This window comes from Marinobacter vinifirmus (assembly GCF_002258215.1).
Classification (GTDB): Bacteria; Pseudomonadota; Gammaproteobacteria; order Pseudomonadales; family Oleiphilaceae; genus Marinobacter; species Marinobacter vinifirmus.
Map to the genome: position 1 here is coordinate 62803 of NZ_NEFY01000009.1, position 21258 is coordinate 84060.

At 59.9% G+C, this 21258-nt stretch carries 22 protein-coding genes; 10 read left to right on the plus strand and 12 right to left on the minus strand.

Annotated features, from left to right (window positions below; genetic code table 11):
• The first annotated feature begins 72 nt into the window (after window positions 1-72).
• The 5 genes from B9Q17_RS12220 (at window position 73) to B9Q17_RS12240 (ending at window position 5519) form a co-directional block, all read left to right on the plus strand.
• Window positions 73-672: a UPF0149 family protein gene (locus B9Q17_RS12220; RefSeq protein WP_036219211.1), complete on the plus strand. Its 600-nt coding sequence runs from the start codon at window positions 73-75 to the stop codon at window positions 670-672.
• Between the two features lie 12 nt (window positions 673-684).
• Complete coding sequence (gene pepP, locus B9Q17_RS12225) at window positions 685-2004, plus strand: Xaa-Pro aminopeptidase (protein WP_094625429.1); 1320 nt, start codon at window positions 685-687, stop codon at window positions 2002-2004.
• A gap of 4 nt (window positions 2005-2008) precedes the next feature.
• Complete coding sequence (gene ubiH / locus B9Q17_RS12230) at window positions 2009-3295, plus strand: 2-octaprenyl-6-methoxyphenyl hydroxylase (RefSeq protein WP_094625430.1); 1287 nt, start codon at window positions 2009-2011, stop codon at window positions 3293-3295.
• Window positions 3285-4508, plus strand: a complete 1224-nt coding sequence (locus B9Q17_RS12235) for an FAD-dependent monooxygenase (RefSeq protein ID WP_094625431.1) — start codon at window positions 3285-3287, stop codon at window positions 4506-4508. Before ubiH ends, B9Q17_RS12235 begins: the two co-directional genes overlap by 11 nt.
• A gap of 96 nt (window positions 4509-4604) precedes the next feature.
• Window positions 4605-5519, plus strand: coding sequence for a DUF808 domain-containing protein (locus B9Q17_RS12240; RefSeq protein ID WP_094625432.1), 915 nt, complete (start codon window positions 4605-4607; stop codon window positions 5517-5519).
• Between the two features lie 19 nt (window positions 5520-5538).
• On the opposite strand, the gene B9Q17_RS12245 is transcribed toward B9Q17_RS12240, so the two are convergent.
• From B9Q17_RS12245 to ubiE, 9 genes are all read right to left on the minus strand, one after another.
• Window positions 5539-6258 carry a 16S rRNA (uracil(1498)-N(3))-methyltransferase gene (locus B9Q17_RS12245; RefSeq protein ID WP_094625433.1) on the minus strand — a complete coding sequence of 240 codons (720 nt, stop codon included), beginning with the start codon at window positions 6256-6258 and terminating at the stop codon, window positions 5539-5541.
• The gene (gene tatC / locus B9Q17_RS12250; protein ID WP_022988341.1) at window positions 6258-7040 is read right to left on the minus strand and encodes a twin-arginine translocase subunit TatC; all 783 of its coding nucleotides are present in this window, start codon (window positions 7038-7040) and stop codon (window positions 6258-6260) included. The genes B9Q17_RS12245 and tatC overlap by 1 nt, the downstream gene beginning before the upstream one ends.
• Window positions 7037-7486, minus strand: coding sequence for a Sec-independent protein translocase protein TatB (tatB, locus tag B9Q17_RS12255; RefSeq protein WP_094625434.1), 450 nt, complete (start codon window positions 7484-7486; stop codon window positions 7037-7039). Before tatB ends, tatC begins: the two co-directional genes overlap by 4 nt.
• 11 nt (window positions 7487-7497) lie before the next feature.
• Window positions 7498-7725, minus strand: coding sequence for a Sec-independent protein translocase subunit TatA (gene tatA / locus B9Q17_RS12260; protein WP_022988339.1), 228 nt, complete (start codon window positions 7723-7725; stop codon window positions 7498-7500).
• A gap of 86 nt (window positions 7726-7811) precedes the next feature.
• The gene (locus tag B9Q17_RS12265; protein ID WP_022988338.1) at window positions 7812-8141 is read right to left on the minus strand and encodes a phosphoribosyl-ATP diphosphatase; all 330 of its coding nucleotides are present in this window, start codon (window positions 8139-8141) and stop codon (window positions 7812-7814) included.
• 12 nt (window positions 8142-8153) lie between these two features.
• Complete coding sequence (gene hisI, locus B9Q17_RS12270) at window positions 8154-8570, minus strand: phosphoribosyl-AMP cyclohydrolase (protein WP_094625435.1); 417 nt, start codon at window positions 8568-8570, stop codon at window positions 8154-8156.
• A gap of 27 nt (window positions 8571-8597) precedes the next feature.
• Window positions 8598-10241 (minus strand): ubiquinone biosynthesis regulatory protein kinase UbiB, encoded by a 1644-nt coding sequence (gene ubiB, locus B9Q17_RS12275; protein ID WP_094625436.1) that lies wholly within the window; start codon window positions 10239-10241, stop codon window positions 8598-8600.
• Window positions 10238-10879 (minus strand): ubiquinone biosynthesis accessory factor UbiJ, encoded by a 642-nt coding sequence (locus B9Q17_RS12280; protein ID WP_094625437.1) that lies wholly within the window; start codon window positions 10877-10879, stop codon window positions 10238-10240. The genes ubiB and B9Q17_RS12280 overlap by 4 nt, the downstream gene beginning before the upstream one ends.
• The gene (gene ubiE, locus B9Q17_RS12285) at window positions 10879-11661 is read right to left on the minus strand and encodes a bifunctional demethylmenaquinone methyltransferase/2-methoxy-6-polyprenyl-1,4-benzoquinol methylase UbiE (protein ID WP_094625438.1); all 783 of its coding nucleotides are present in this window, start codon (window positions 11659-11661) and stop codon (window positions 10879-10881) included. The genes B9Q17_RS12280 and ubiE overlap by 1 nt, the downstream gene beginning before the upstream one ends.
• A 116-nt stretch (window positions 11662-11777) precedes the next feature.
• Here ubiE and B9Q17_RS12290 point away from each other — a divergent pair, with 116 nt between their 5' ends.
• Window positions 11778-12056, plus strand: a complete 279-nt coding sequence (locus B9Q17_RS12290; RefSeq protein ID WP_094625439.1) for a polyhydroxyalkanoic acid system family protein — start codon at window positions 11778-11780, stop codon at window positions 12054-12056.
• A gap of 3 nt (window positions 12057-12059) precedes the next feature.
• Here the strand turns inward: B9Q17_RS12290 and B9Q17_RS12295 are convergent, their stop codons facing one another.
• Both B9Q17_RS12295 and B9Q17_RS12300 read right to left on the minus strand, forming a co-directional pair.
• Window positions 12060-12809: a DUF8198 family protein gene (locus tag B9Q17_RS12295; RefSeq protein WP_094625440.1), complete on the minus strand. Its 750-nt coding sequence runs from the start codon at window positions 12807-12809 to the stop codon at window positions 12060-12062.
• A gap of 84 nt (window positions 12810-12893) precedes the next feature.
• Window positions 12894-13817: a hypothetical protein gene (locus B9Q17_RS12300; protein ID WP_022988331.1), complete on the minus strand. Its 924-nt coding sequence runs from the start codon at window positions 13815-13817 to the stop codon at window positions 12894-12896.
• A gap of 339 nt (window positions 13818-14156) precedes the next feature.
• On the opposite strand from B9Q17_RS12300, the gene B9Q17_RS12305 reads away from it, so the two are divergent.
• The 4 genes from B9Q17_RS12305 to B9Q17_RS12320 all read left to right on the plus strand — a co-directional run bounded on the left by B9Q17_RS12305 (window position 14157) and on the right by B9Q17_RS12320 (window position 20451).
• Complete coding sequence (locus B9Q17_RS12305) at window positions 14157-15521, plus strand: WS/DGAT domain-containing protein (protein WP_094625441.1); 1365 nt, start codon at window positions 14157-14159, stop codon at window positions 15519-15521.
• A gap of 174 nt (window positions 15522-15695) precedes the next feature.
• Window positions 15696-16799 carry a porin gene (locus B9Q17_RS12310; protein WP_094625442.1) on the plus strand — a complete coding sequence of 368 codons (1104 nt, stop codon included), beginning with the start codon at window positions 15696-15698 and terminating at the stop codon, window positions 16797-16799.
• A 243-nt stretch (window positions 16800-17042) separates the two neighbouring features.
• Window positions 17043-18203, plus strand: coding sequence for a nitric oxide-sensing protein NosP (gene nosP / locus B9Q17_RS12315; protein ID WP_094625475.1), 1161 nt, complete (start codon window positions 17043-17045; stop codon window positions 18201-18203).
• The gene (locus tag B9Q17_RS12320; protein WP_167373029.1) at window positions 18178-20451 is read left to right on the plus strand and encodes a hybrid sensor histidine kinase/response regulator; all 2274 of its coding nucleotides are present in this window, start codon (window positions 18178-18180) and stop codon (window positions 20449-20451) included. The genes nosP and B9Q17_RS12320 overlap by 26 nt, the downstream gene beginning before the upstream one ends.
• 19 nt (window positions 20452-20470) lie before the next feature.
• Here the strand turns inward: B9Q17_RS12320 and B9Q17_RS12325 are convergent, their stop codons facing one another.
• A complete protein-coding gene (locus B9Q17_RS12325) occupies window positions 20471-21148 on the minus strand; it encodes a response regulator (protein WP_058342435.1) in 678 nt (225 codons plus the stop codon).
• Window positions 21149-21258 lie beyond the last annotated feature (110 nt).

The following is a 21258-nucleotide window of genomic DNA, read 5'->3' on the forward strand; positions in this document are numbered from 1 at the left end:
GACACCTCAAACAGACGGAGCGGCCGGGCAATGGCCCCGGCAGTCTCCCCCGACACAGGAACCGGTTTTTTCATGTCTGAAAGCGATACTTCAGGTGCCGCCCGCGCTGCCGAATTCGAACGTTGGGCTAACGTCTTCACGGCCCACAAGGCCTTCAGCCACCCCTCCGAACTGCACGGTGTGCTTTGTGGTCGGCTGGCGGCCGGCACCCGTATTGAAGAACAGCAGTGGCTGGCCATGGTGTGCGAGCACATGGGGCTGGCGGACCAGGCCATGGAAGAATCAGATGACCTGGCGCCGTTTATGTACGGTGCCTACGAGAAAACCCTGGCGCAGCTGCAGTCCAGTGAGATGACCTTTCAGCCCCTGTTGCCGGATGACGACTATGCCATTGAGCAGCGCCTGGAAGCCCTGATCGCCTGGGTGCGAGGTTTCCTCGAGGGCATGGCCCTGGCGGCCGGCGCTTCGCTGGGGCAGGCTCCGGATGAAATCCGTGAACTGATTGAAGACATGGTTGCCATCAGCCAGCTGTCGGAAGACGAAGAGTCCGACGACGAAAGCGAGCAGCAGCTGCTGGAAATTACCGAATACGTCCGCTTGGGTGCCCTGGCGGTGTTTACCGAATTCAATGAGCCGGAGAAGCCGGCTGGCGCAACGCCCACCCTGCACTGATCAGGAGACAGCATGGCCTCAATGATTCCGATGAAAGAATTTGCCGACCGCCGCCGAAAGCTGATGGACCGGATGGCTCCGGACAGCATCGCCATTCTGCCGGCAGCGCCGGAGCGTGTGCGTAACCGGGATGTTCTGCATCCGTTCCGCCAGGACAGCGACTTTCAGTACCTGACCGGGTTTGGCGAGCCGGAAGCGGTACTGGTATTGATTCCGGGCCGGGAACACGGCGAGACCGTGCTGTTTTGCAAGGAGCGTAATCCGGAGAAAGAACTCTGGGACGGTTTCCTGGTGGGGCCCGAGGGGGCCATCGAGCGCTATGGCCTGGACGATGCCTTCCCGATCGGCGATATCGACGACATCCTGCCCGGCATGATTGAAGGCCGCAGCCGGGTGTATTACCCGCTTGGCAAAGACCCGGTCTTCGATAACCGGGTGATGGACTGGGTGAAGGTCATCCGGAGTAAAGTGCGGGCCGGAGCCCATCCGCCGGGTGAGCTGGTGGCCCTTGAACACCTGCTGCACGACATGCGTCTGTACAAGAGCGCGGCCGAAGTGAAAGTGATGGCCGGGGCCGGGAAAATCAGCGCCGAGGCCCATTGCCGGGCTATGAAGCGGGCCCGCAAGGGTGGCTATGAGTACAACCTGGAGGCCGAGCTGATCCACACTTTCATGGAACACGGTGCCCGCTCCACGGCCTATCCTTCCATCGTGGGTGGTGGCGCCAACGGCTGCATCCTGCACTACATCGAGAACAGCGCGCCGCTGAAAGAGGGCGACCTGGTGCTGATCGATGCCGGTTGTGAGCTGGACTGCTATGCCTCCGACATTACCCGCACCTTCCCGGTCAGCGGCAAGTTCAGCCCGGAACAGAAAGCCCTGTATAACGTGGTTCTGGATGCCCAGTACGCCGCCATTGATGCGGTCCGCCCCGGTAACCACTGGAACCACCCCCACGAGGCGGCCCTGAAGGTGCTGACCCAGGGGTTGATAGATCTGGGTCTGCTGTCCGGCAGCCTGGACGATGCCATTGCCAGTGAGGCCTACAAACCGTTTTTTATGCATCGCACCGGCCACTGGCTGGGGCTGGATGTGCACGATGTGGGCGACTACAAGGTAGGCGATGCCTGGCGGCAGCTGGAACCGGGTATGGCGTTGACCGTAGAACCCGGCCTGTACATTGCGCCGGATAACGAGAACGTAGAGGAAAAATGGCGCGGTATCGGCATTCGCATCGAAGACGATGTAGTGGTAACCAAAGACGGCTGCCGCGTGCTGACCGACGCGGTGCCGAAAACCGTGGCCGATATTGAAGCCCTGATGGCGGACTGAGCCTGTGACCGAACCCCGGATGGATACCGACCTGATTATTGCCGGTGGCGGCCTTGCCGGCGCCACACTGGCGCTGGCCCTGGCCCGAGTGGTACCGGAATTGCGGGTGACCGTGGTGGAAAGTTTTCCGCTCTCGCCCGATGCCCTGCCGGACGACTACCAGCCCAGCTATGACGCCCGTTCCACGGCGCTGGCCTGGGGCTCCCGGCTGATCTTCGAAGAGCTGGGTTTGTGGGCAGCGCTATCTGAACACGCGACGCCCATCCGGAATATTCATGTATCTGACCGGGGCCGGTTCGGCGCCACCCGGCTGGATGCTGCCGATCATGGCCAGCCGGCCCTGGGTTATGTGGCGGACAATCGCTGGATGGGGCTTTGCCTCATGCGGTCGCTGCTGGAAACCCCGGTAAGCTGGCAGGCGCCGGCAGAAGTGGTTGGCATGACGCCGATTGTCGGTGGTGTGAAGGTCAGCATCCGTAAAGAGGGTGAAGAACAAACCCTGACCGGCCAGTGCCTGGTGGTGGCCGATGGCGGCCGTTCCGGACTTCGGGAACAGTTGGGCTTTGTGACCCGAACCGAGGACTATGGCCAGAATGCATTGATTGCCAACGTGTCGACCAGTGATTCGCACGGGTACACCGCGTTCGAGCGTTTTACTGATTCCGGCCCCATGGCCCTGTTGCCCCATGGTTCGCCGGTGCGGGCCGAGAACCAGTCTGCGCTGGTGTGGACGCTGACTGACAGCGCGCTGGAACACATACTGTCGCTGTCTGACGATGAAAAATGCCGGCAGCTGCAGGAGCGGTTCGGCTGGCGTCTCGGGCGCTTTACCCGCATCGGGCAGTGCAATCATTATCCGCTGAAGCTGGTGACTGTAGACGAAGCCGTGCGCCCCGGCGTGGCCCTGGTGGGCAACGCCGCCCATGCCCTGCATCCGGTGGCCGGGCAAGGCTTCAACCTGGCCCTGCGTGGGCTGGTGACGCTGGTGGAACAGTTCCGCAAGGCGGTGGATGCCGGTGTGTCGATCGGTGACCTGTCTGTACTGGGTGAATACCAGCGCCTGCATCGCCAGGACTGGCAGCAGACAGTGCAGTTCTCCGATTCCCTGATCCGTGTTTTCGGGCAATCCCTGCCACCGCTGGCTGCTGCCCGGGATGCCGGCCTGGTCGGGCTGGACCTGGTGCCCGGAGCCAAGCGCTGGTTTGCCCGCAAGGCGATGGGTACCGGTGGCCGCAAGCCGGTGATTTCAGCCGCTGAGTCTTTGCAGGAGTCCGAACACCATGACCGCTGATGCCCCAACACAGCAATTCGATATCCTGATCGTCGGTGGCGGCATGATCGGCTCCGCACTGGCCCTGGGCTTGTCCCGACAGGGCTGGCAGGTGGGCCTGATTGAAGGTGCCCCGGCCGCAAGCCTGATGGCCCCGGCCGAACCCGCGAACTCGGTTGACGACTTTGAGCCCCGTGTCAGCGCGATTTCCCTGGCCAGCCAGCGCTTGCTGGAAGAGCTGGGAGCCTGGCCGAAGGTACAGGCCAGCCGCCACTGTGGTTATCGGGAAATGACCGTGTGGGACGGTGACGGCACTGGCCGTATTCATTTCGATGCGGCCGAACTGCACGCCCGCAGCCTTGGCACCATCGTCGAGAACCGGAACATCGTTCGCGCCCTGTTCGAAAGCCTTTCAGACAGCTCGGTACAGTTGCTGGATGGCGTGCGGGTGAAAGCCTGGAGCCGGGAGCAGGGTGTAGAGCTGGAAGACGGCCGGCGCCTGGTTGCCAGGCTGGTGGTGGGCGCAGATGGCGCGCTTTCGCGCTTACGCCAGTGGAGCGGCCTGGCAACCCGGGAATGGGATTACGACCAGCAGGCCATCGTGTGTACCGTCCGCACCAGCCAGAACCATCGCTACACGGCGTGGCAGCGGTTTTCTCCGACCGGGCCACTGGCCTTCCTGCCGTTACTGAATGAAGCCGGGGATGAACACTTCTGCTCCATTGTCTGGTCCCAGGACACCTTGGAAGCCCGCCGCCTGATGGCGCTGGAGACCGAGAGTTTCCGGAAGGAGCTGGAAGCTGCCATCGAGCGGGAGCTGGGTGAGGTGCTGGCGGTTTCCCGGCGCTTTGCCTTTCCCCTGCGCCAGCGCCACGCCAAGGATTACATCGCCGATGGCCTGGCCCTGGTGGGCGACGCCGCCCATACCATCCACCCGCTGGCCGGGCAGGGTGCAAACCTGGGCTATGGCGACGTGCGTGCGTTGCTGGAGGAGCTTGGGCGAGCCAGGGCACTTGGCCTTGCTCCGGATGATGCCTCCGTGCTGGCCCGTTATCAGCGCCGGCGTAAGGGTGAGAACCTGACCATGATGGCGGCGATGGAAGGCTTCAAGCAGTTGTTCGCCCGGGATGAACTACCCGTGCGCTGGCTTCGGAACACCGGCATGCGCTGGCTTAACCAGCTGGCGCCGCTGAAAAACCGCATTGCCGCAGAGGCGATGGGCATTGATGCCTGACGTGTCCGGTTCTGGGTACCCGGAACTGTTTTACAGCTCCGGGTTTTCGTAAACTTCGGTCTTTCCCTTCTTGTCGAATTAACAAAGGAACTGTTTATGGCCGGCTCCAGCCTGCTCGTTTTAATCGATGACATTGCGACCGTCCTGGACGATGTCGCGGTCATGACCAAGGCCGCCACCAAGAAGACCGCAGGTGTGCTCGGGGACGACCTGGCCCTGAACGCCCAGCAGGTAACCGGCGTAAAGCCGGCCCGTGAAATACCTGTGGTTTGGGCGGTGGCCAAGGGTTCGTTTATCAACAAGGCGATCCTGGTGCCGGCGGCACTGGCCATCAGCTTCTTCGTGCCCTGGCTGATCACCCCGTTACTGATGCTTGGCGGCGCTTTTCTGTGCTATGAAGGCTTTGAAAAGCTGGTGCATAAATTCCTGCACAGGGAAGAAGAACAGAGGCACCGGGAAGAACTCCGGGAAGCGCTGAAGAAGCCGGAAGTGGACCTGAAAACAGTCGAGAAAGACAAGATCAAAGGCGCTGTTCGTACCGACTTTATCCTCTCCGCAGAGATCATCGCCATCACGCTTGGCACCGTGGCGGGCAAGGGGTTCGGAATGCAGTTTGCGGTGCTGACGGTGGTGGCGCTGATGGTCACCGTTGGAGTTTATGGCCTGGTGGCGGGTATTGTGAAACTGGACGATGCCGGTCTCTACCTGAGCCAGAAAGCGAGCGCCATGGCGCAGAAAGTGGGGCACGGCATACTCTGGCTGGCGCCCTGGATGATGAAAACCCTGTCGGTACTGGGCACCATTGCCATGTTCCTGGTGGGTGGCGGTATTCTGACCCACGGCATTCCGGCGGTGTACGACGCCATTCACCATGTGGCCGGCATGGTCTCATCGGTGCCGGAGGTGCTGGTCACCACGTTGGGGGATGGCCTGTTCGGGTTGCTGGCGGGGGCTGTTCTGGTCCTGGTTATTACACCGCTTTCGAAGCTTTGGCAGCGCAAGGCGGCGTAACCTTCTCACGCCTGCCAGTTCACAGGCAGGCGTCAAACAACCGGCTGACCAGCACCGGTACAGCGGTTTCTACCCGCAGGATACGGGGGCCGAGGTGCACGCTCTGGCAGCCGGCTTCTTCCAGTTTACCCACTTCGTAATCGGTGAAGCCGCCTTCCGGGCCGATGCACAGGGCGGCGGATTCGTTCAGGTGTGTGGGGCAGGGAGCTGCCATACCGGGGTGGGCGACCAGTGCCCGTTTTCCTTCCAGCAATGCCGGTAATTCGTCTTCCACGAAGGGTTTGAACAGTTTGCGGATATGCACCTGTGGCATCACCGTGTCCTTTGACTGTTCCAGGCCCAGTGTGAGGTTTTCCCTCAGGTTGTCGTCTGACAACCAGGGCGTTTGCCAGAAGCTCTTTTCCACCTTGTAGCTGTTGATCAGCCAGATATCTTTCACGCCCAGAGAGGCGCAGGTTTGCAGTACCCGGCGGAACATCTTGGGGCGTGGCATGGCAAGGATCAGGGTCAGCGGCAGGGCGGCCGGTGGCGGGGTCTCCAGCGTTAGCTGCAGTTCCGCTTCGGAGTCGTTCAGCTTGAGGACTTCACCGTACCCCATCAGGCCGTTGACCCGGCCCACCGGAATGCGGTCGCCGGCACTGGCCTTGAGTACGGTTTTCAGGTGTTGCAGCCGGCGGCCCTGAAGCCGGGCACGGTCCGGGCTGACGAAGTCTTCGTCCAGCAGCAGGGCCAGGTTCATCAGGCTTCCGGTTCGTCTTCGGCGGCCTGTTCACGCTCGCGATAGGCCAGGCGGCCAAAGATGATGCCAAACTCGAACAGAATCCACATAGGCACCGCCAGCAGAGTCTGGGAAATGATGTCTGGCGGGGTCAGCAGCATGCCGATGATGAAGCAGCCGACGACCACGTAGGGACGCTTGGCCGCGAGATCCTGCGGCGTGGTGGCGCCGGTGAGGATCAACAGTACGGTAGCAATGGGAATCTCGAACGCCACACCAAAGGCGAAAAACATCTTCAGCACGAAGTTCAGGTAGCTGGTGATGTCCGGCAGTTCCACGATGCCTTCCGGGCCGATGGCGGTAAAGAAACCGAACACCAGCGGAAACACCACGAAGTAGGCGAAGGCGGCACCGGCATAGAACAGGATGACCGAGGTGAACAGCAGCGGGAATGCCAGCCGCTTTTCATGGGCGTACAGGCCCGGCGCCACAAAACTCCAGAGCTGGTACAGGATGACCGGGATGGCGGCAAACACTGCCAGCACCAGGGCCAGTTTCAGGGGCGCAAAGAACGGCGAGGTGATGTCGGTGGCGATCATCATCTGGCCCACCGGCAACAACTCCCTCAGGGGCTGGGACAACAGCAGGTAGAGATCGTTGGCAAACGGGTAGATAACGGCGAAGCAGATAATCACTGCCAGCACCATTTTCAGTAATCGGTTACGCAGCTCGAGCAAATGCTCGATCAGGGGCATCTCCTGTTGTTCAGAAGATGCTTGATTGCCGTCTGGCTTGGCATTCATGAACGATGATCCGGTGAACTCTCAGTCGATGGGCAGGGCTCGGCGTCGGCGCTGGATGTGGTGTTTCCCTGATCCGCCGGGGCTGTTGCCGAATCCGGGCTGCTTTCCTCCGGCTTGTTAACCCGGCGGGTAGCGGGAGCCGGGCGGGTTTTCCTGGAGCCGTCGTCCAGGATCATGTGCTCGTACTTCTTGGCCTCATCCAGGGCGCCTTTGACCGTCTTCTGCACATCATCCAGGCCAACATCGCCAGCCTTTTTCAGTTCCTTGCGCAATTCTTCGGCTTTCAGCTCGCGGTCCAGTTCAGAGGTGAACTGACCAACCATACGCCGGGCGCCGCCAATCCAGCGGCCAGCCGCCCGTGCAGCGCCGGGCAGCCGTTCAGGGCCCAGCACCAGCAGGGCAATAATGCCGCAGATCAGCAGCTCAATGAAGCCGATATCGAACATTCAGTGGTTGCTCAGCTCTGCTTTTCCTTGGGCTTTTCTTCGGCCTGGGCCTGTTCGGCTTGCTGGCCCTCCAGGTTATCCTGGTCAGCCTGCTTCTTTTCTTCTTCGTCGCTCATGGATTTCTTGAAGCCACGAATAGCACCGCCGAGATCGGAGCCGATATTGCGCAGTTTCTTGGTTCCGAACAACAGGATAACGATGCCGAGTACGATAAGAAGTTGCCAGATACTGATACCCATGAGGGTTCCTCGTTCAATTGTTTCTGTTACGTGACATTGTACGCCAACGATTACCTCAGGCGGAAATCCCCGTTAGGGGTACTCCCTCAGGATTGCCGTGACGCTTTTTCTTCCAGGCCGGAGAGGTCGAAACGGTTGGCCAGCTCATCCAGGATATCCTGCGGGCCCAGGCCCAGGCTCGACAGCATGACCATGCTGTGGAACCACAGGTCTGCTGTCTCGTATACCACATCCCGGGTTTGTCCGGAATGTTCGGCATCCTTGGCGGCCAGCAGGGTTTCCGTGCACTCCTCGCCAACCTTTTCCAGAATCTTGTTCAGGCCCTTGGCATGTAGGCTGGCCACATAGGAGGTGTTCGGGTCTGCCTCTTTTCGGGCTTCCAGTACATGCGCCAGGCGCTCCAGTACATCGCTCACGGTGTCTGCTCCTCAGTTGCTGCCGTAGATGGCGTTCGGGTCTTTCAGTACCGGTTCGGCACTCACCCACTGGCCATCTTTCAGTGTCCGGTAAAAACAGCTACGCCGGCCAGTATGGCAGGCAATGCCACCTTTTTGTTCCACTTTCAGCAGGATTACATCGGCATCGCAGTCCAGGCGGATATCCCTGAGCACCTGCTGGTGCCCGGAGCTTTCGCCTTTGCGCCAGAGTTTGCCGCGGGAACGGGACCAGTACACCGCCTGGCCTTCCTGAACGGTCAATGCCAGGGACTCCCGGTTCATCCAGGCCATCATCAGGATGTCGCCGTTGTCGGCGTCCTGGGCGATGGCCGGTATCAGGCCGTCGTCTGTCCATTTGATGTCGTCCAGCCAGTCAGGCTGTACGACGTTATCGGGGGAATCTTGCATTTGTGTGAATCCTGAAAATCTTTGTGTTCACCGGCTACCCCGGAGCATGACGCCTGCGGCTGCGGCAAGCAATGCCCAGCTCCACACCGGCATGTCGGTCACCAGTTGCTGTGCTTGCGGATGGCTGCTGCCCACGGCAATAACGGCCAGTACGGCGGCGATAAAGCCCCGGCGCCAGCGCCGTTCACTACGCAGCTGCTGCTGTTTCATCAGCTCCAGTGTCGCCCGGTTCTGCTCTTCGGTCGGGCCGCTGCCGCGCAGCTGTAACAGCGCATCGTGTACCAGTTGCGGCATCTCCGGAGATTGCTCCAGCCAGGACGGCAGGTGCGTTTGCAGCGACTTGACCAGGCCGGCCGGGCCGATGCGCTTGCGCATCCAGTCCTCAAGGAACGGCTGGGCAGTGCTCCACAGATCCAACTCGGGATACAGCTGGCGGCCCAGGCCTTCCACGTTCAGCAGGGTTTTCTGCAGCAGCACCAGCTGCGGCTGCACTTCCATATTGAAGCGGCGGGCGGTTTGGAACAGGCGCAACAGGAAGTGGCCGAAGGAGATGTCTTTCAGCGGCCGCTCGAAAATAGGCTCGCACACAGTACGGATGGCGGCTTCGAATTCGTTCACCCGGGTATCCGGCGGTACCCAGCCGGACTGGATGTGCAGCTGAGCCACCTGGCGGTAATCCCGGCGGAAGAACGCCAGCAGGTTGCGGGCCAGGTAGCTTTGATCGTCCGGGGCCAGGGTGCCGACAATGCCGAAATCGATAGCAATGTATTTCGGGTCTGCCGGGTTGGAGATGTCCACAAAGATATTGCCCGGGTGCATGTCGGCGTGAAAGAAGCTGTCCCGGAACACCTGGGTGAAAAAGATCTCGACGCCTTTCTCAGCCAGTACCTTCATGTTCACGCCGGCGTTTCTCAGGGTATCCACATCGGAAATGGGAATGCCGTGGATGCGCTCCATCACCAGTACGGACTTGCTGGTGTAATCCCAGTCGATGAAAGGGATGTAAATCAGCTTGGAGTTTTCGAAGTTGCGGCGCAGCTGGCTGGCGTTGGCGGCTTCGCGCTGCAGGTCCAGTTCGTCGTGGATGGTGGCATCGTAGTCGGCCACCACATCCACCGGGTGCAGGCGCTTGCCTTCAGACCAATATTTCTCCAGCAGCCCGGCCATCAGGTACATCAGGCCCAGGTCCTGGCGGATAACCCTTTCGATGCCGGGGCGCAGCACTTTTACCACCACTTTCTGGTCATTGGGCAGGGTGGCGGCGTGTACCTGGGCTACCGAGGCCGAGGCCATCGGGTCCGGGCTGAATTCCGCAAACAGTTCTGACACCGGTGCGCCCAGGGATTTCTCAATAATGCCCCGGGCCTGGTCGCTGGGGAAGGGCGGCACCCGGTCCTGAAGCTGTTTCAGGGATTCGGCCATGTCATCGGGCAGCAGGTCCCGGCGGGTGGAGAGAATCTGGCCGAACTTGACGAATACCGGCCCCAGCTCTTCCAGTGCCAGGCGCAGGCGGTCGCCGCGGCTCAGCTTCGGTTGCGGGAAGAGATGCCAGGGCGCCAGCAGGAAAAAGACCTTCAGGGGCGTGGGCAGTTCCGACAGGGGCAGAAACGTGTCCAGCCGGTAGCGGCAGAATACCCAGGCAATTCGGAACAGGCGTTGCAGGCGGGTCACAGGGTCTCCGTATCGTTAATGCTTCCGGGTGCTGCCAGTTGGTTCAGGCGAGCTTCCAGCCGCTCGGTGCGCAGGTTCAGCTCGTCGATGTCCTGAAAGGTGGCTTCCAGTTCACGCCGGCCGGGCAGGGTGCGGCTTTCTTCGTGGATGTATTCCTCCACGTTGGCGTTCATGGTGCTGACCGCCTGCCGGCTCCATTTCGCGGCATTCCGGATACGCTGGCCCAGAAAGTGCGCGGGCACATCGCCGATGTGCCGGGCCATGGCGGCTTCCCAGTCGGGCTGCAGCTGGTTCAGGGCCCGCTGGAACTGGTGGGCCAGGGCAGTGTCGCCCTGTACTTGCAGGCGCTCGTCGGCAAAGACCCGGTCATCACCCAGCGCCAGGGCGGCGAAGGCAACCGGCCGGCCGCTGATCTCCAGTGCAGGGTCGTCTGCCGGCTGGCTGCGTACCTGTACCCTGTCGGCCACGGGTTCCAGTGTCCAGCTCATAACCACCGGCGCGGTCAGGCTGAACTGAACCGGCCCAGCCAGTGCCTGCATCAGGGCTTTGTGGCCGGCAGGATCCAGCTCCAGGGCCCGGTTCAGCGCGGCTTCAATAATGGCGCTGATGGCAGACAGCAGGGTAGGGCCGGGAAACATCAGGGCTTGATTCCCACGTGCAGGGCCACGATGCCGCCGGTCATGTTGTAGTACTTGCAGTTCACCAGGCCGGCGTTTTCCATCATGCCCTTCAGGGTGTCCTGGTCCGGGTGCATGCGGATGGACTCGGCCAGATACTTGTAGCTCTCGCTGTCACCGGCAATCAGCTGGCCCATCAGGGGCAGGGCGGTGAAGGAGTAGGTGTCGTAGGCCTTGCTCAGCAGCGGGTTGGTGGGCTTGGAGAATTCCAGCACCATCAGCTTGCCGCCGGGCTTCAGTACCCGGGCCATGTCACGCAGGGCCTGGTCTTTGTCGGTGACGTTACGCAGGCCGAAGGCAATGGAAACGGCCTGGAAGCTGTTGTCCGGGAACGGCAGGTGTTCGGCATCGGCCTGGACGTATTCGATGTTGCCGGCATAGCCCCGGTCGGTCAGGCGACTGCGGCCTACCTGCAGCATAGAGGCGTTGATATCGGCCAGCACTACTTTGCCGGACGGGCCTACCAGGTCTGAGAATTTCATGGTCAGGTCGCCGGTGCCACCGGCAATGTCGAGCACCTGGTGGCCGGGGCGAACACCGCTGAGCTCGATGGTGAAGCGCTTCCACAGGCGGTGGATGCCCATCGACATCAGGTCGTTCATGAGGTCGTATTTGCCGGCCACACTGTGGAAAACCTGGGCTACCTGGCTGGCTTTCTGGCTCTTCGGTACATCGCGGAACCCGAAATGGGTGACGTCGTCCTGGCCGTTGCCGGGAGTGCCCGGTGCTTGCTGCTCGCTCATGGGTGTTCGTCCTGTCAGAATCTAAGGTTGGTATTCTAACCTTTGAGGGGTTGGCTACAAGTTTATTGCCGGCTTACACTGTAAAACCGTTTCCAAATCACCGAGAAAACTGATTCATGTCTGTTATCGATATCCATCGCGCCCATTCCCTGGACAAGGCCCACGCCCGAGAGGCCGCCGAAACCCTGGCCAAGGACTTGTCCCGGCAGTTCGACGTTAACTATCAGTGGGAAGGCGACCTGCTTAAATTCAAGCGCAGCGGCGTGAAAGGCCAGCTGGAAATTGCCGAGAGCGACCTGCATATCCGCCTTGAACTGGGCATGATGCTGCGACCGTTCAAATCCCGCATCGAGCAGGAAATTCATTCCCAGCTGGACCAGATCATCCAGGCCTGACCGCTACAGGTCACCCGGCAGCGTAAACGGCTCCGGGTGGCCTTTTAGTATGTTCTCCATTACCTGCCTTTCCCGGCTGATCAGCCGTTCAATCAACAGATCCACCTTGTCCATTTTCCGGAAAGCGCTGTAACCCCGGTGCAAAAAGCTGTGCAAATCGCCCAGTTCCGCCATTTCCGCCGGCCCCCGGGTCATCGACAGCAGCCAGCCCAGTGTGCGGTTGCGTACATAGCGGTCCAGCTGTTGGCCGGTATCGGAAACCAGTTCCAGTTGCCGGTGCCGTGCCGGAAGTTGCCCGCTGGCCCGGTAGCCTTCGCACCAGCTTGCTGGGGTGATCGAGCCGGTATCCATGCCTTGCCGGTCAAACCATTCGGCGAGTTCCAGGTCCAGGCTCTGGGTCAGCAGGTTCAATTCGACCAGGCCGGCAAAGGTGGCCAGCAGGTGGTCGGGCAGCCACTTCACCATTTTCGGGAATACACGGTCGATGTTGTCATCGCGGCGGGTCATGCCGGCCGGGGCGTAGAGGTCGGTCAGCAGGAATTCCAGGCCGGTGTGATAGCCGGGGTGGCGGTACAGGTCCTGGTGGGTAGTTTTCAGGCGCTCGGCCTGCCAGTCGGCAATCCGGCGGGTGTCGTCCAGCAGCGGGCTGGCAGCTTTGAGTTGCCGGAAGTCGTGGTACTCAAGCAGCAGGTGCTTGAGCCTGTGGGCGTTTTCTGACTGCACTTCCGTTGCGACCAGGCGCTCACGATACATGCCGGGACTCCATCACACTGAACCTGAAACCGCGCAGTTTAACGGAGCCCCGCAGCCGGTGCACCCGGAATCGGGGCCAGGAATTCAGCCTTGTGCGGCGGCAGGCAGGGTTTCAAAGCCCGGTACCCATTCCTTGCTGTCCAGGGTGATGAAGTGGCTGGGTGCCCCGGTTTCAACAATCCGCATGGTGGTGGGGCTGGTGCGGGCGCTGGCCAGCATGGCGGTGCGGTCCAGAATGCGGTCGGTGCCGGGAATCAGGAAGGTGCCATGGCGTACGTGCTGGTACACGGAGCTGTCTGTTCGGGCCATCCACTCCATGATGTTCTCGATGTTGCGAACAATGGTGAGGTGATCCTTGGTGGCGTAGAACAGTTTGCCCAGAAGCTGGCGCTTGCGCGGGTTCATCTTGCCGAAGAAGGTCTGGCCATAGGCCGACTGCGGGGCACTGTTGATCAGGCGGATCAACCAGGGCCACATACCGTGGCTGACCGGTTCCAGAAGCGTGGTGACCAAGGCGTGCAGTTTACCCTGGGGCAGTACCGGGGCTTCCAGCACGACTTCCGCGTCTTCATAGAGTTCCGGCCACTGGCGGATGGCTTCCAGAATAACCGCGCCACCCCGGGAATGGCCGTGCACCCGGATGTTGCGGGTGGTGGGCAGGTTCTGCAAGGCCTGGTTCAGGATGCAGGCATCGTATTCGATGGTGCCTTCAAGGTGTTTGATGGGCACTTCCCAGTCCGGAGTTTCAGGCGTTACGCCATTCACCGGTATGTGGTAGTTGCTGCAAGTGAGCAGGATCAGTTCGGTTGTGGGGGCGTCGTAGGCCTGGGTGAAGTAGCAGTGGTTTTCCAGAAAGCCGTGTACGCCGATCACGGTCTGTTCTGCCGCGCCGCTGTGGTTCCGCACAGACACAGCGCCCTTGCCAACCCGGAATACCCGGCCGGAAAACATTTCCGAATAGGCGTTTTCGATGGGTTTGATCAGCTTGCGAACATGACTAGCTTTCATTGTTCATCTCCCCCCGGCACAGCTTCAGGCTTTTTTTGGAATTGGATAGCCGGTTTAGCTTTTGTACCCCGATCGGCGTGCGGGTGTAGTGGCACCAGTGCCCGGATTTTTGGTGATTCGGGGCCAATCAGGCTTTGCGTCGTTCAGTTTATAACCATTGCATCAAGCAATATAGCGAGTATAGAAGCGAACAGTTAATCGCGTGTAACTTTTTGTAAGCCTGTGCGCGGTATCCACACGATGGAGCCGGATGAACGACTCTGGCACAATGCCGGATTGGCTTTTCACCAGTTTACTGACCGGGGACCTTCAGGTTTGAACCAAGAGCACTCGCATCTCATGCTGCCTTCGGATTCGGCCTGGCTGGCTTTGGAACGGCCGGACAACCCCATGACCATCACCATCATGCTCCGGGTGGACGGGCTGACCGCCGGCCGTTTCCGGGAGTTTCTTGAGGTTTACTGGTCGGCCTGGGAACGCTTTGGTTGCCGCCCGGTGTGGAAAGCCCCGGCCTGGTACTGGCAGCCGGACGCTACCTTTAATGTGGCGCACCACCTGGATGTGGCGCTGGACCGGTTTGACCAGCACCAGCTGCAGGACTGGGTGTCTGCCCGCCTGAACGAACCCCTGCCACTTTATCGCCCGGCCTGGAAATTCTGGCTGGCCCCTAACGCCGAAGGCGGCGCTGCCCTGCTGCTGCGATTGCACCATTGCTATGCCGATGGTTTGTCGCTTTTGAGTATTTTCGACCAGTTGTGCCCGGCCTCGCCCCGGCAATACCCGGCGGTATACGGCGCCCCGGAGCAGCCCCGGGTAGGGCGGTGGCTGGAAACCGCCCAGCAATGGCTGGGCTCACAGCTTGCCCGTTACGGTGCCACCACACAGACGGATTCAGAAAAGCGGGAGACCGGCCTGGAGCAAACCCTTGCGGCCCGCACCGTACAGAACGGGGCGCGACTGGTGCATGAGCTGAGCGAATTCCTGGCCGAGGAAGAAGATTCCCCCTCTGATCTCAAGCGGCCGCTGGCCGGCCAGCGCAATTGCCGGTGGTCGGCTCCGGTGCCGCTGGAGCGCTTTCGCGCCATTGCCCACCAAACCCGCACCACCATCAACGATGTGCTGCTGGCCTGCGTGGCTGCAGCGGTACGCCCGCGGCTGGGCATGACACCGGAACAGCTGGACGATGCGGTGATGCACGCCGCCGTGCCGGTAGACATCCGCACCCGCTTGCCCGAAGGCATCAAGCCCGAAGCCGGCGAGCCCGGCAACTGCTTCGGTACCGTGTTTGTGCCACTGCCGGTGGATGGCGAAAGCGCCCTGGAGCGGTTGTTCCGTATCAAACATGAAACCCGCAAACTCAAGAAGAGCTGGCAACCAGGCCTGGCCTGGGGCCTGACTGCCTGCGCCTCCCTGTTGCCCGACATCGGCCGCAAACCCCTGGCCGACCTGTTCTTTCGCAAGGCCTCGGCCGTGGTCTCCAATGTACCGGGCACCCCGGAAACCCGTTACCTGGCCGGTTGCCCCATTACCGAGCAGATGTTCTGGGTGCCCCAGGCCGGGAATATCGGCCTGGGTGTGAGCATTGTCAGCTATGCCGGGCAGGTGCAGTTTGGCGTTGTGGCGGATGAGGCGGTGATGGCGGATCCTGCGGCGTTTCTGGAGGATTGCCTGGCGGAACTTGGGCAGTTCCCGGACGAGTCGTAATTCCAAAGTTCCATTCCTGGTGCCTCCCAAATGAGCAGGCAATCTGCTCTCACGAACAATACTCCCCGACTTTTGATTCCCCGACCATGGTACTCAGGCGTGATCTAGCGCCCGGGGTTGCTGGCCATTGCTGCTGCCCCTGATCCCAGATTTCAAATAACAACCGGGGGAAGTATGAACAACAACAAAGTAACAAAGTCAGGGCTGGCTCTTGCCGTGGCTGCATCTATGTTGGCCGGCTCAGGGGCACAGGCTGCGGTTGAAGTCTATAACCAGGACGGCACCAGCTTTTCGGTGGACGGTTATTTCAACGCTTTCTACGTGAACCGTGATGACAAGGTGGCGGATGTCCGTAATTCCGACATCAAGATGGGTTTTCTGCCCAACACGATTGGCTTCAATTTCAGCAAGGACATGGGTGACCTTACGCTTGGTGGTCGGTCTTCATTTTGGACCACCATCAACGACAGCTTGCAGTCTCCCACCGATACCAGCATTGATGTGCGGCAGCTGTATGCCACTGTAGATGGCGACTTTGGCCAGGTGCTGATCGGTAAGGATTTCGGGCTGTATGCCCGTTCTAATATTTTCCTGGATGAACTGTTGATGGGTTTTGGTTCTCCGGGCGCCGCGACTGGCGTGTCCTTTGGCAATATCCGCGCCGGTTATCCTTACCCGAACCCCTCTGCACAGATTACGTACCGATCTCCGGATATGGCTGGCCTGAAGGTGGCGGCGGGTATACTCGAGCCAGCAAACACCACACCGGGTGCGGGTTCTGAGCAGTCTGCGCCTCGATTTGAAGCGGAACTGACCTACAGTGCAGATCTGAAGGGCTTGTCGCTGACCGGTTGGCTCAATGGCCGCCACCAGAGTTCCGAGAACGCGACAACCAAGGTGGACAGTCAGGGTATCGGTTATGGCCTGAAGGCCTCTGTTGCGGGTTTGTCTGTAACGGCTTCCGGGTTTACCTCGGAAGGTGATGTGCCCGTGCTGATCAGTGATGAACTTCTTGCTTCGGAAGAGGATGCCGACGGCTACCTGCTTCAGGGCTCCTATACTCAGGGAGCCAACCGGTTTGTGCTGTCTTACGGCGAAACCGATTCCGATCAGGGTGGCTTTGAAACCGAAAATACCTCGTTCGCGGTGTTCCACGACGTTAACAGCAATTTCAAGCTGGTGGCGGAATACAACATGTTTGAGGAGCAAGCCAAGTCTAACGGCGCAACCACTATGGACGCGAACACCCTGGCCGTGGGTGCGATCGTAACCTTCTGATCCTGATATTGCTGGTCAGATGCCGTTAGTGCGTTGCGGTATCTGACTGAGCTATCTCAGACTAAAGTGCTGGTTTGTGTGTGCCAAAACCTGGCTGGGCCACTGGTCATTGATTCAGGGAGTTTATAATCAATGGGTTATCACCGTTTTGGCGCACCGATAAAAAGCACCGAAGTCGAATTTTCCTCCGTTGGCATCGGCGTAGAATCAGAGCCACTGTGTACTCTGACAAGAGCCGTTGCCATGCCATCACACAATCCAGAGCCACCGGTGAAAACAGCCAGCACCAGTGTCCGTGATCCGGAACTGGCGGCTGTGGCGCTGGCCAGGCAGTTGCGCCATGAGCATCTGGGCTGCGTGCTTTTTTTCTGTTCTGTGGAGTACGACCTTACCCGCCTCGGGCCAGCGCTCAAGATGGCATTTCCTGGCATCCGGGTGGTTGGTTGTACATCTGCTGGTGAAATTACCAGCGAAGGCTATGGGCGGGGCTGTATCAGCGCACTGGGCTTTGATGCCCGCTACTTCGCCATCGACTGCGCACTGATCAGCGAGCTTGAACGCTTTACCCTTCAGGACGCGCAGCAGGTTATTGACGGGCTGTTGAGCACCTGTCGCGATGCACGGCTGGCACCGGTTAAAGGTAATACCTTTGCAATCACCCTTCTGGATGGTCTTTCGAGCCGGGAAGAGCTGGTACTGGCCACCCTGAATGCGGCCTTGGGTACTATTCCCCAGTTTGGCGGCTCGGCCGGTGATGATGAACGGCTTGCCGACACCCACGTTTTTTTCGACGGGCATTTTCACAGCGCGGCGGCCACCGTCGTACTGGTGAACACACCGCTGGATTTTCGCGTGTTTTCAACCCATCACATGCGGGATCAGGCAGACAAGCTCGTTGTTACCCGTGCCTGCCCCGAAAGCCGGACGGTGTTTGAGCTGAATGCGGAGCCGGCGGCCGATGTCTATGCCCGCAGCGTAGGTGTTCCGGTCGAGCAGCTTGACCGGCGAGTGTTTGCCTTACAACCGCTGGGCGTGCGGGTGGGGGGGAACTATTTTGTTCGATCCATTCAGCGGGTGAACCCAGACGGCAGCCTGACATTCTATTGTGCCGTCGAGACCGGCATTGTGATGACCGTCATGGAGCCAGGCTCATTGCTGGATAGTGTTCGGGCACAAATCGAAGCGTCGGAGCGGGTTGTGGGCAAACCACTGGTGACCCTGGCGTGCGATTGTTTCTTGCGGCGCCTTGAGGCGGAACTGACCGGCCAGCTTGACGATGTCACTGGCTTCTTGCGTCAGCACAAAGTGGTCGGGTTCAACACATACGGTGAACAGTTTAACGGCATGCACATCAATCAGACGTTTACGGGGGTGGTCATTGGCCAGCCTGAATTCAGTACCTAGTGCCCCATCGCCTGGCCCTGATTATGATCTTTCGCTCCGGATCTCTGAACTGGAGCTGGAAAACCAGCGCCTGCGCAGCATCCGCGACGCCCTGATTGTCCGGGTGGAATCTGGCACAGAGCACAAGCCTGCTCCCTATGCGGCATTCGAACACTCGGTCATCCTTGCCGAGCAGGTACGGGAGCGGACCGAAGCCCTGAACCTGGCCATGGAAGAGCTCAAAGCCAGCAACAAGGCTCTGAGTCGTGCCCGGGAAGAAGCTGAGACCTCGCGGCAGCGATTGAGTGATGCCATTGAAAGCATTGCCGACGGATTTGTGCTGTTTGACCGCGACCACTGCCTCATCCAGACCAATAGCCGGTTCCGGAGCTACTGGCGCCACGCGGGGGTGCCGGTACCCCAAGCAGGCACGCCCATTGAAGCTGTGAAAGCCCTGGCCCTGAGTTCCGGCCTGGTGGTTGAAGAGCACAGTCACGAAGACGCCGAAGGAACAGTGTTCCTGCTCTCTAACGGCCGCTGGGTACAAATGACCGAGCGTACCACCCGTGAGGGTGGTCAGGTGGTGCTCTACTCCGATATTACCGACGTCAAGAACAGTGAAATGGCCCGTCGCATCAAGGCGCTGGAAGAAAGCGAGCGCTGGATCCGGGTCGTCACCGACCATGTGCCGGCGTTGATTGCCTATGTAGGGGCAGACCTCACCGTCCAGTTCTGCAACAAGGTTTATCAGGCCTGGTATGGCCGTAATGGTGTGTCGCCACTGGGCAAGCGTCTGGAGCAAGTGCATTCCGATGAGTTCTACCAGCGTCTGCTGCCCCAGATACTGGAAGTACTGGACGGGCACAGTGTGAACTTCGAGTTCGAGGAAACCGGCGAGCATGGTGAACAGCGGTACATGTTGCGTTCCTATGTGCCCAACAGGGATGAAACTGGCGAGGTGACCGGCTTTTTTGTTCTGATCCGAGACATCACCGAAAGGCGCAAGACCGCGATTGCGCTGGAGCAGGCCTACGACGACCTGGAGCACCGGGTGCGAGAGCGCACCGCCGCCTTGACAGGCCTGAACCAGCAACTCCGGCAGGAAATTTCGGAACGTTCTGCAGTGGAAGCCCGTCTCCGGGAAGCGAAGCAGGAGGCTGAACAGGCCAACCTGTCCAAAACCAAGTTCCTGGCTGCTGTTAGTCACGATCTGCTGCAGCCGCTTAATGCCGCACGCTTGTTCACCAGTGCATTACTTGAGCAGAGCTTCGGGCCCAAGGCCGAGAGCCTTGTGCGTTCGGTCAGTACTTCGTTGGATGATGTAGAGAATCTGCTGGGCACACTGGTGGATATTTCCAAGCTGGATGCCGGAGTGATCACTCCGGACGTGACCGCCTTTGACCTCCGGGATCTGCTCAATAACATCGCCCGGGAGTTCCGGCAGATGGCCCTGGCTGAAGGGCAGCGGCTGGATTTCGTGCCCTGCTCTGCAGTGGTTCAGTCGGATTCACAGTTGCTGGCGCGGATACTGCGAAACTTCCTGACCAATGCCATTCGTTATACCGGCCAGGGCCGGATTCTGCTTGGTTGCCGTCGCGAGCATGACCACGTGTTGCTGCAGGTCTGGGACACCGGGCCAGGTATTCCGGCAGACAAGCTCACCGAAATCTTTCAGGAGTTTAAACGGATTCGCCCCAAGGGTGCCCAGGCAGACAAAGGGCTGGGCCTGGGCCTGGCTATCGTTGACAAGATTGCCCGGATGTTGGGCCATGAGATCTCGGTATCATCTGTTGAGGGAAAAGGCTCCGTGTTCAGCGTCCGGGTGCCCCTCGGAGAACTTCAGTCAGCCCAACCGGCACCCCGAGGGCCTCACCTGCCGATGCTCGATAGTGGTTTGAAAGGCGCCCGGGTGTGGGTGATCGATAATGATCTGGCTATCTGCCAGGGGATGAAGACCTTGCTGGAAGGCTGGGGTTGCCGGGTCACCACAGCCGTTTCTGCCGAGGGCCTGGCAGGGCAGGTAGATGTGGCAAGGGCTCCGGTAGATCTGATACTGGCGGATTATCACCTGGATAATGATGAAAATGGCGTCGACGCGGTGGCAGTGATCAATGCTCAGCGCTCACAGCCAGCGCCGGTCCTGATGATCACCGCCAACTACACCAATGAACTGAAACAGCATATCCGGGAGCTTGGTTACCTGTTGATGAACAAACCGGTCAAACCGCTTAAGCTCAGGAGTGTACTCAATCACGTGATGCGTTGCTGAGTGCTGATGCCGGCTGCGTTCAGCGTTTGAGATATTGACTGAAGTCCACATCCCCAGCCGATAGGATAGCCTGTACCCGGTTGTGAACGCCGAGCTTTCTCAGGATCGCGGAGACGTGGGCCTTGACCGTGGTTTCTGCGATGTTGAGGTTGTAGGCAATTTGCTTGTTGGATTCACCCTTGGCCATACGTTCCAGCACCAACAACTGGCGCCGGGTGAGAGAGTTCAGTAGTTCCGGCGAAATCAGGTTCTCATCGCTTCGAGTACGCCGGTGGGAGCTTTCTTTACTGGTGCGGATAATGTCTGATGGCAGGTAAACATTGCCGTTCAGTATCTGCTGGATGGCCTCAGTCATCTGGGCCCGGGGTGAGGACTTGGTGATAAACCCTACCGCGCCATAGGTGATCGCCTGCAGCACTATCTGTTTGTCTTCCTCGGCAGAGACAATCACTACGGGAATGGTGGGTGCTTCGTTACGCAGGGTAATCAGGCCGTTGAGCCCGTGCATGCCGGGCATATTCAGGTCCAGCAGGATCAGGTCCAGGTCGTCATTCTCGCGGGTGATTTCCAGAGCGCTGTCCAGGTCATCGGTTTCGATGATTTCACTGCCTTCGAAGCCGGAGGCGATAACGCTGCTGATGGCTTCCCGGAACAGCGGGTGGTCGTCGGCAATCAGAATCTTATACGCCGGTTCCATGGTTGCTTCTACCTGCTTGTTTTCATTGTCGGGGATGGCTTCCGAGTCATGATAGCGGTTTTCGGAAGACAGTGCGGCATCGAGCTCGTTCAGCATGGCGGCCTCCTGTG

Excerpts from the sequence above, each read along its gene's own strand:
- B9Q17_RS12295 (WP_094625440.1), bottom strand. The coding sequence starts at position 12,809 with ATGTATCGTGAGCGCCTGGTCGCAACGGAAGTGCAGTCAGAAAACGCC.
- ubiE (WP_094625438.1), bottom strand. The coding sequence starts at position 11,661 with ATGAGCGAGCAGCAAGCACCGGGCACTCCCGGCAACGGCCAGGACGAC.
- B9Q17_RS12290 (WP_094625439.1), top strand. The coding sequence starts at position 11,778 with ATGTCTGTTATCGATATCCATCGCGCCCATTCCCTGGACAAGGCCCAC.
- B9Q17_RS12235 (WP_094625431.1), top strand. The coding sequence starts at position 3,285 with ATGACCGCTGATGCCCCAACACAGCAATTCGATATCCTGATCGTCGGT.
- B9Q17_RS12220 (WP_036219211.1), top strand. The coding sequence starts at position 73 with ATGTCTGAAAGCGATACTTCAGGTGCCGCCCGCGCTGCCGAATTCGAA.
- B9Q17_RS12240 (WP_094625432.1), top strand. The coding sequence starts at position 4,605 with ATGGCCGGCTCCAGCCTGCTCGTTTTAATCGATGACATTGCGACCGTC.
- B9Q17_RS12280 (WP_094625437.1), bottom strand. The coding sequence starts at position 10,879 with ATGTTTCCCGGCCCTACCCTGCTGTCTGCCATCAGCGCCATTATTGAA.
- hisI (WP_094625435.1), bottom strand. The coding sequence starts at position 8,570 with ATGCAAGATTCCCCCGATAACGTCGTACAGCCTGACTGGCTGGACGAC.
- B9Q17_RS12325 (WP_058342435.1), bottom strand. The coding sequence starts at position 21,148 with ATGGAACCGGCGTATAAGATTCTGATTGCCGACGACCACCCGCTGTTC.
- B9Q17_RS12310 (WP_094625442.1), top strand. The coding sequence starts at position 15,696 with ATGAACAACAACAAAGTAACAAAGTCAGGGCTGGCTCTTGCCGTGGCT.
- tatC (WP_022988341.1), bottom strand. The coding sequence starts at position 7,040 with ATGAATGCCAAGCCAGACGGCAATCAAGCATCTTCTGAACAACAGGAG.
- B9Q17_RS12305 (WP_094625441.1), top strand. The coding sequence starts at position 14,157 with ATGCTGCCTTCGGATTCGGCCTGGCTGGCTTTGGAACGGCCGGACAAC.
- tatB (WP_094625434.1), bottom strand. The coding sequence starts at position 7,486 with ATGTTCGATATCGGCTTCATTGAGCTGCTGATCTGCGGCATTATTGCC.
- tatA (WP_022988339.1), bottom strand. The coding sequence starts at position 7,725 with ATGGGTATCAGTATCTGGCAACTTCTTATCGTACTCGGCATCGTTATC.
- nosP (WP_094625475.1), top strand. The coding sequence starts at position 17,043 with ATGCCATCACACAATCCAGAGCCACCGGTGAAAACAGCCAGCACCAGT.
- B9Q17_RS12300 (WP_022988331.1), bottom strand. The coding sequence starts at position 13,817 with ATGAAAGCTAGTCATGTTCGCAAGCTGATCAAACCCATCGAAAACGCC.
- B9Q17_RS12245 (WP_094625433.1), bottom strand. The coding sequence starts at position 6,258 with ATGAACCTGGCCCTGCTGCTGGACGAAGACTTCGTCAGCCCGGACCGT.
- pepP (WP_094625429.1), top strand. The coding sequence starts at position 685 with ATGGCCTCAATGATTCCGATGAAAGAATTTGCCGACCGCCGCCGAAAG.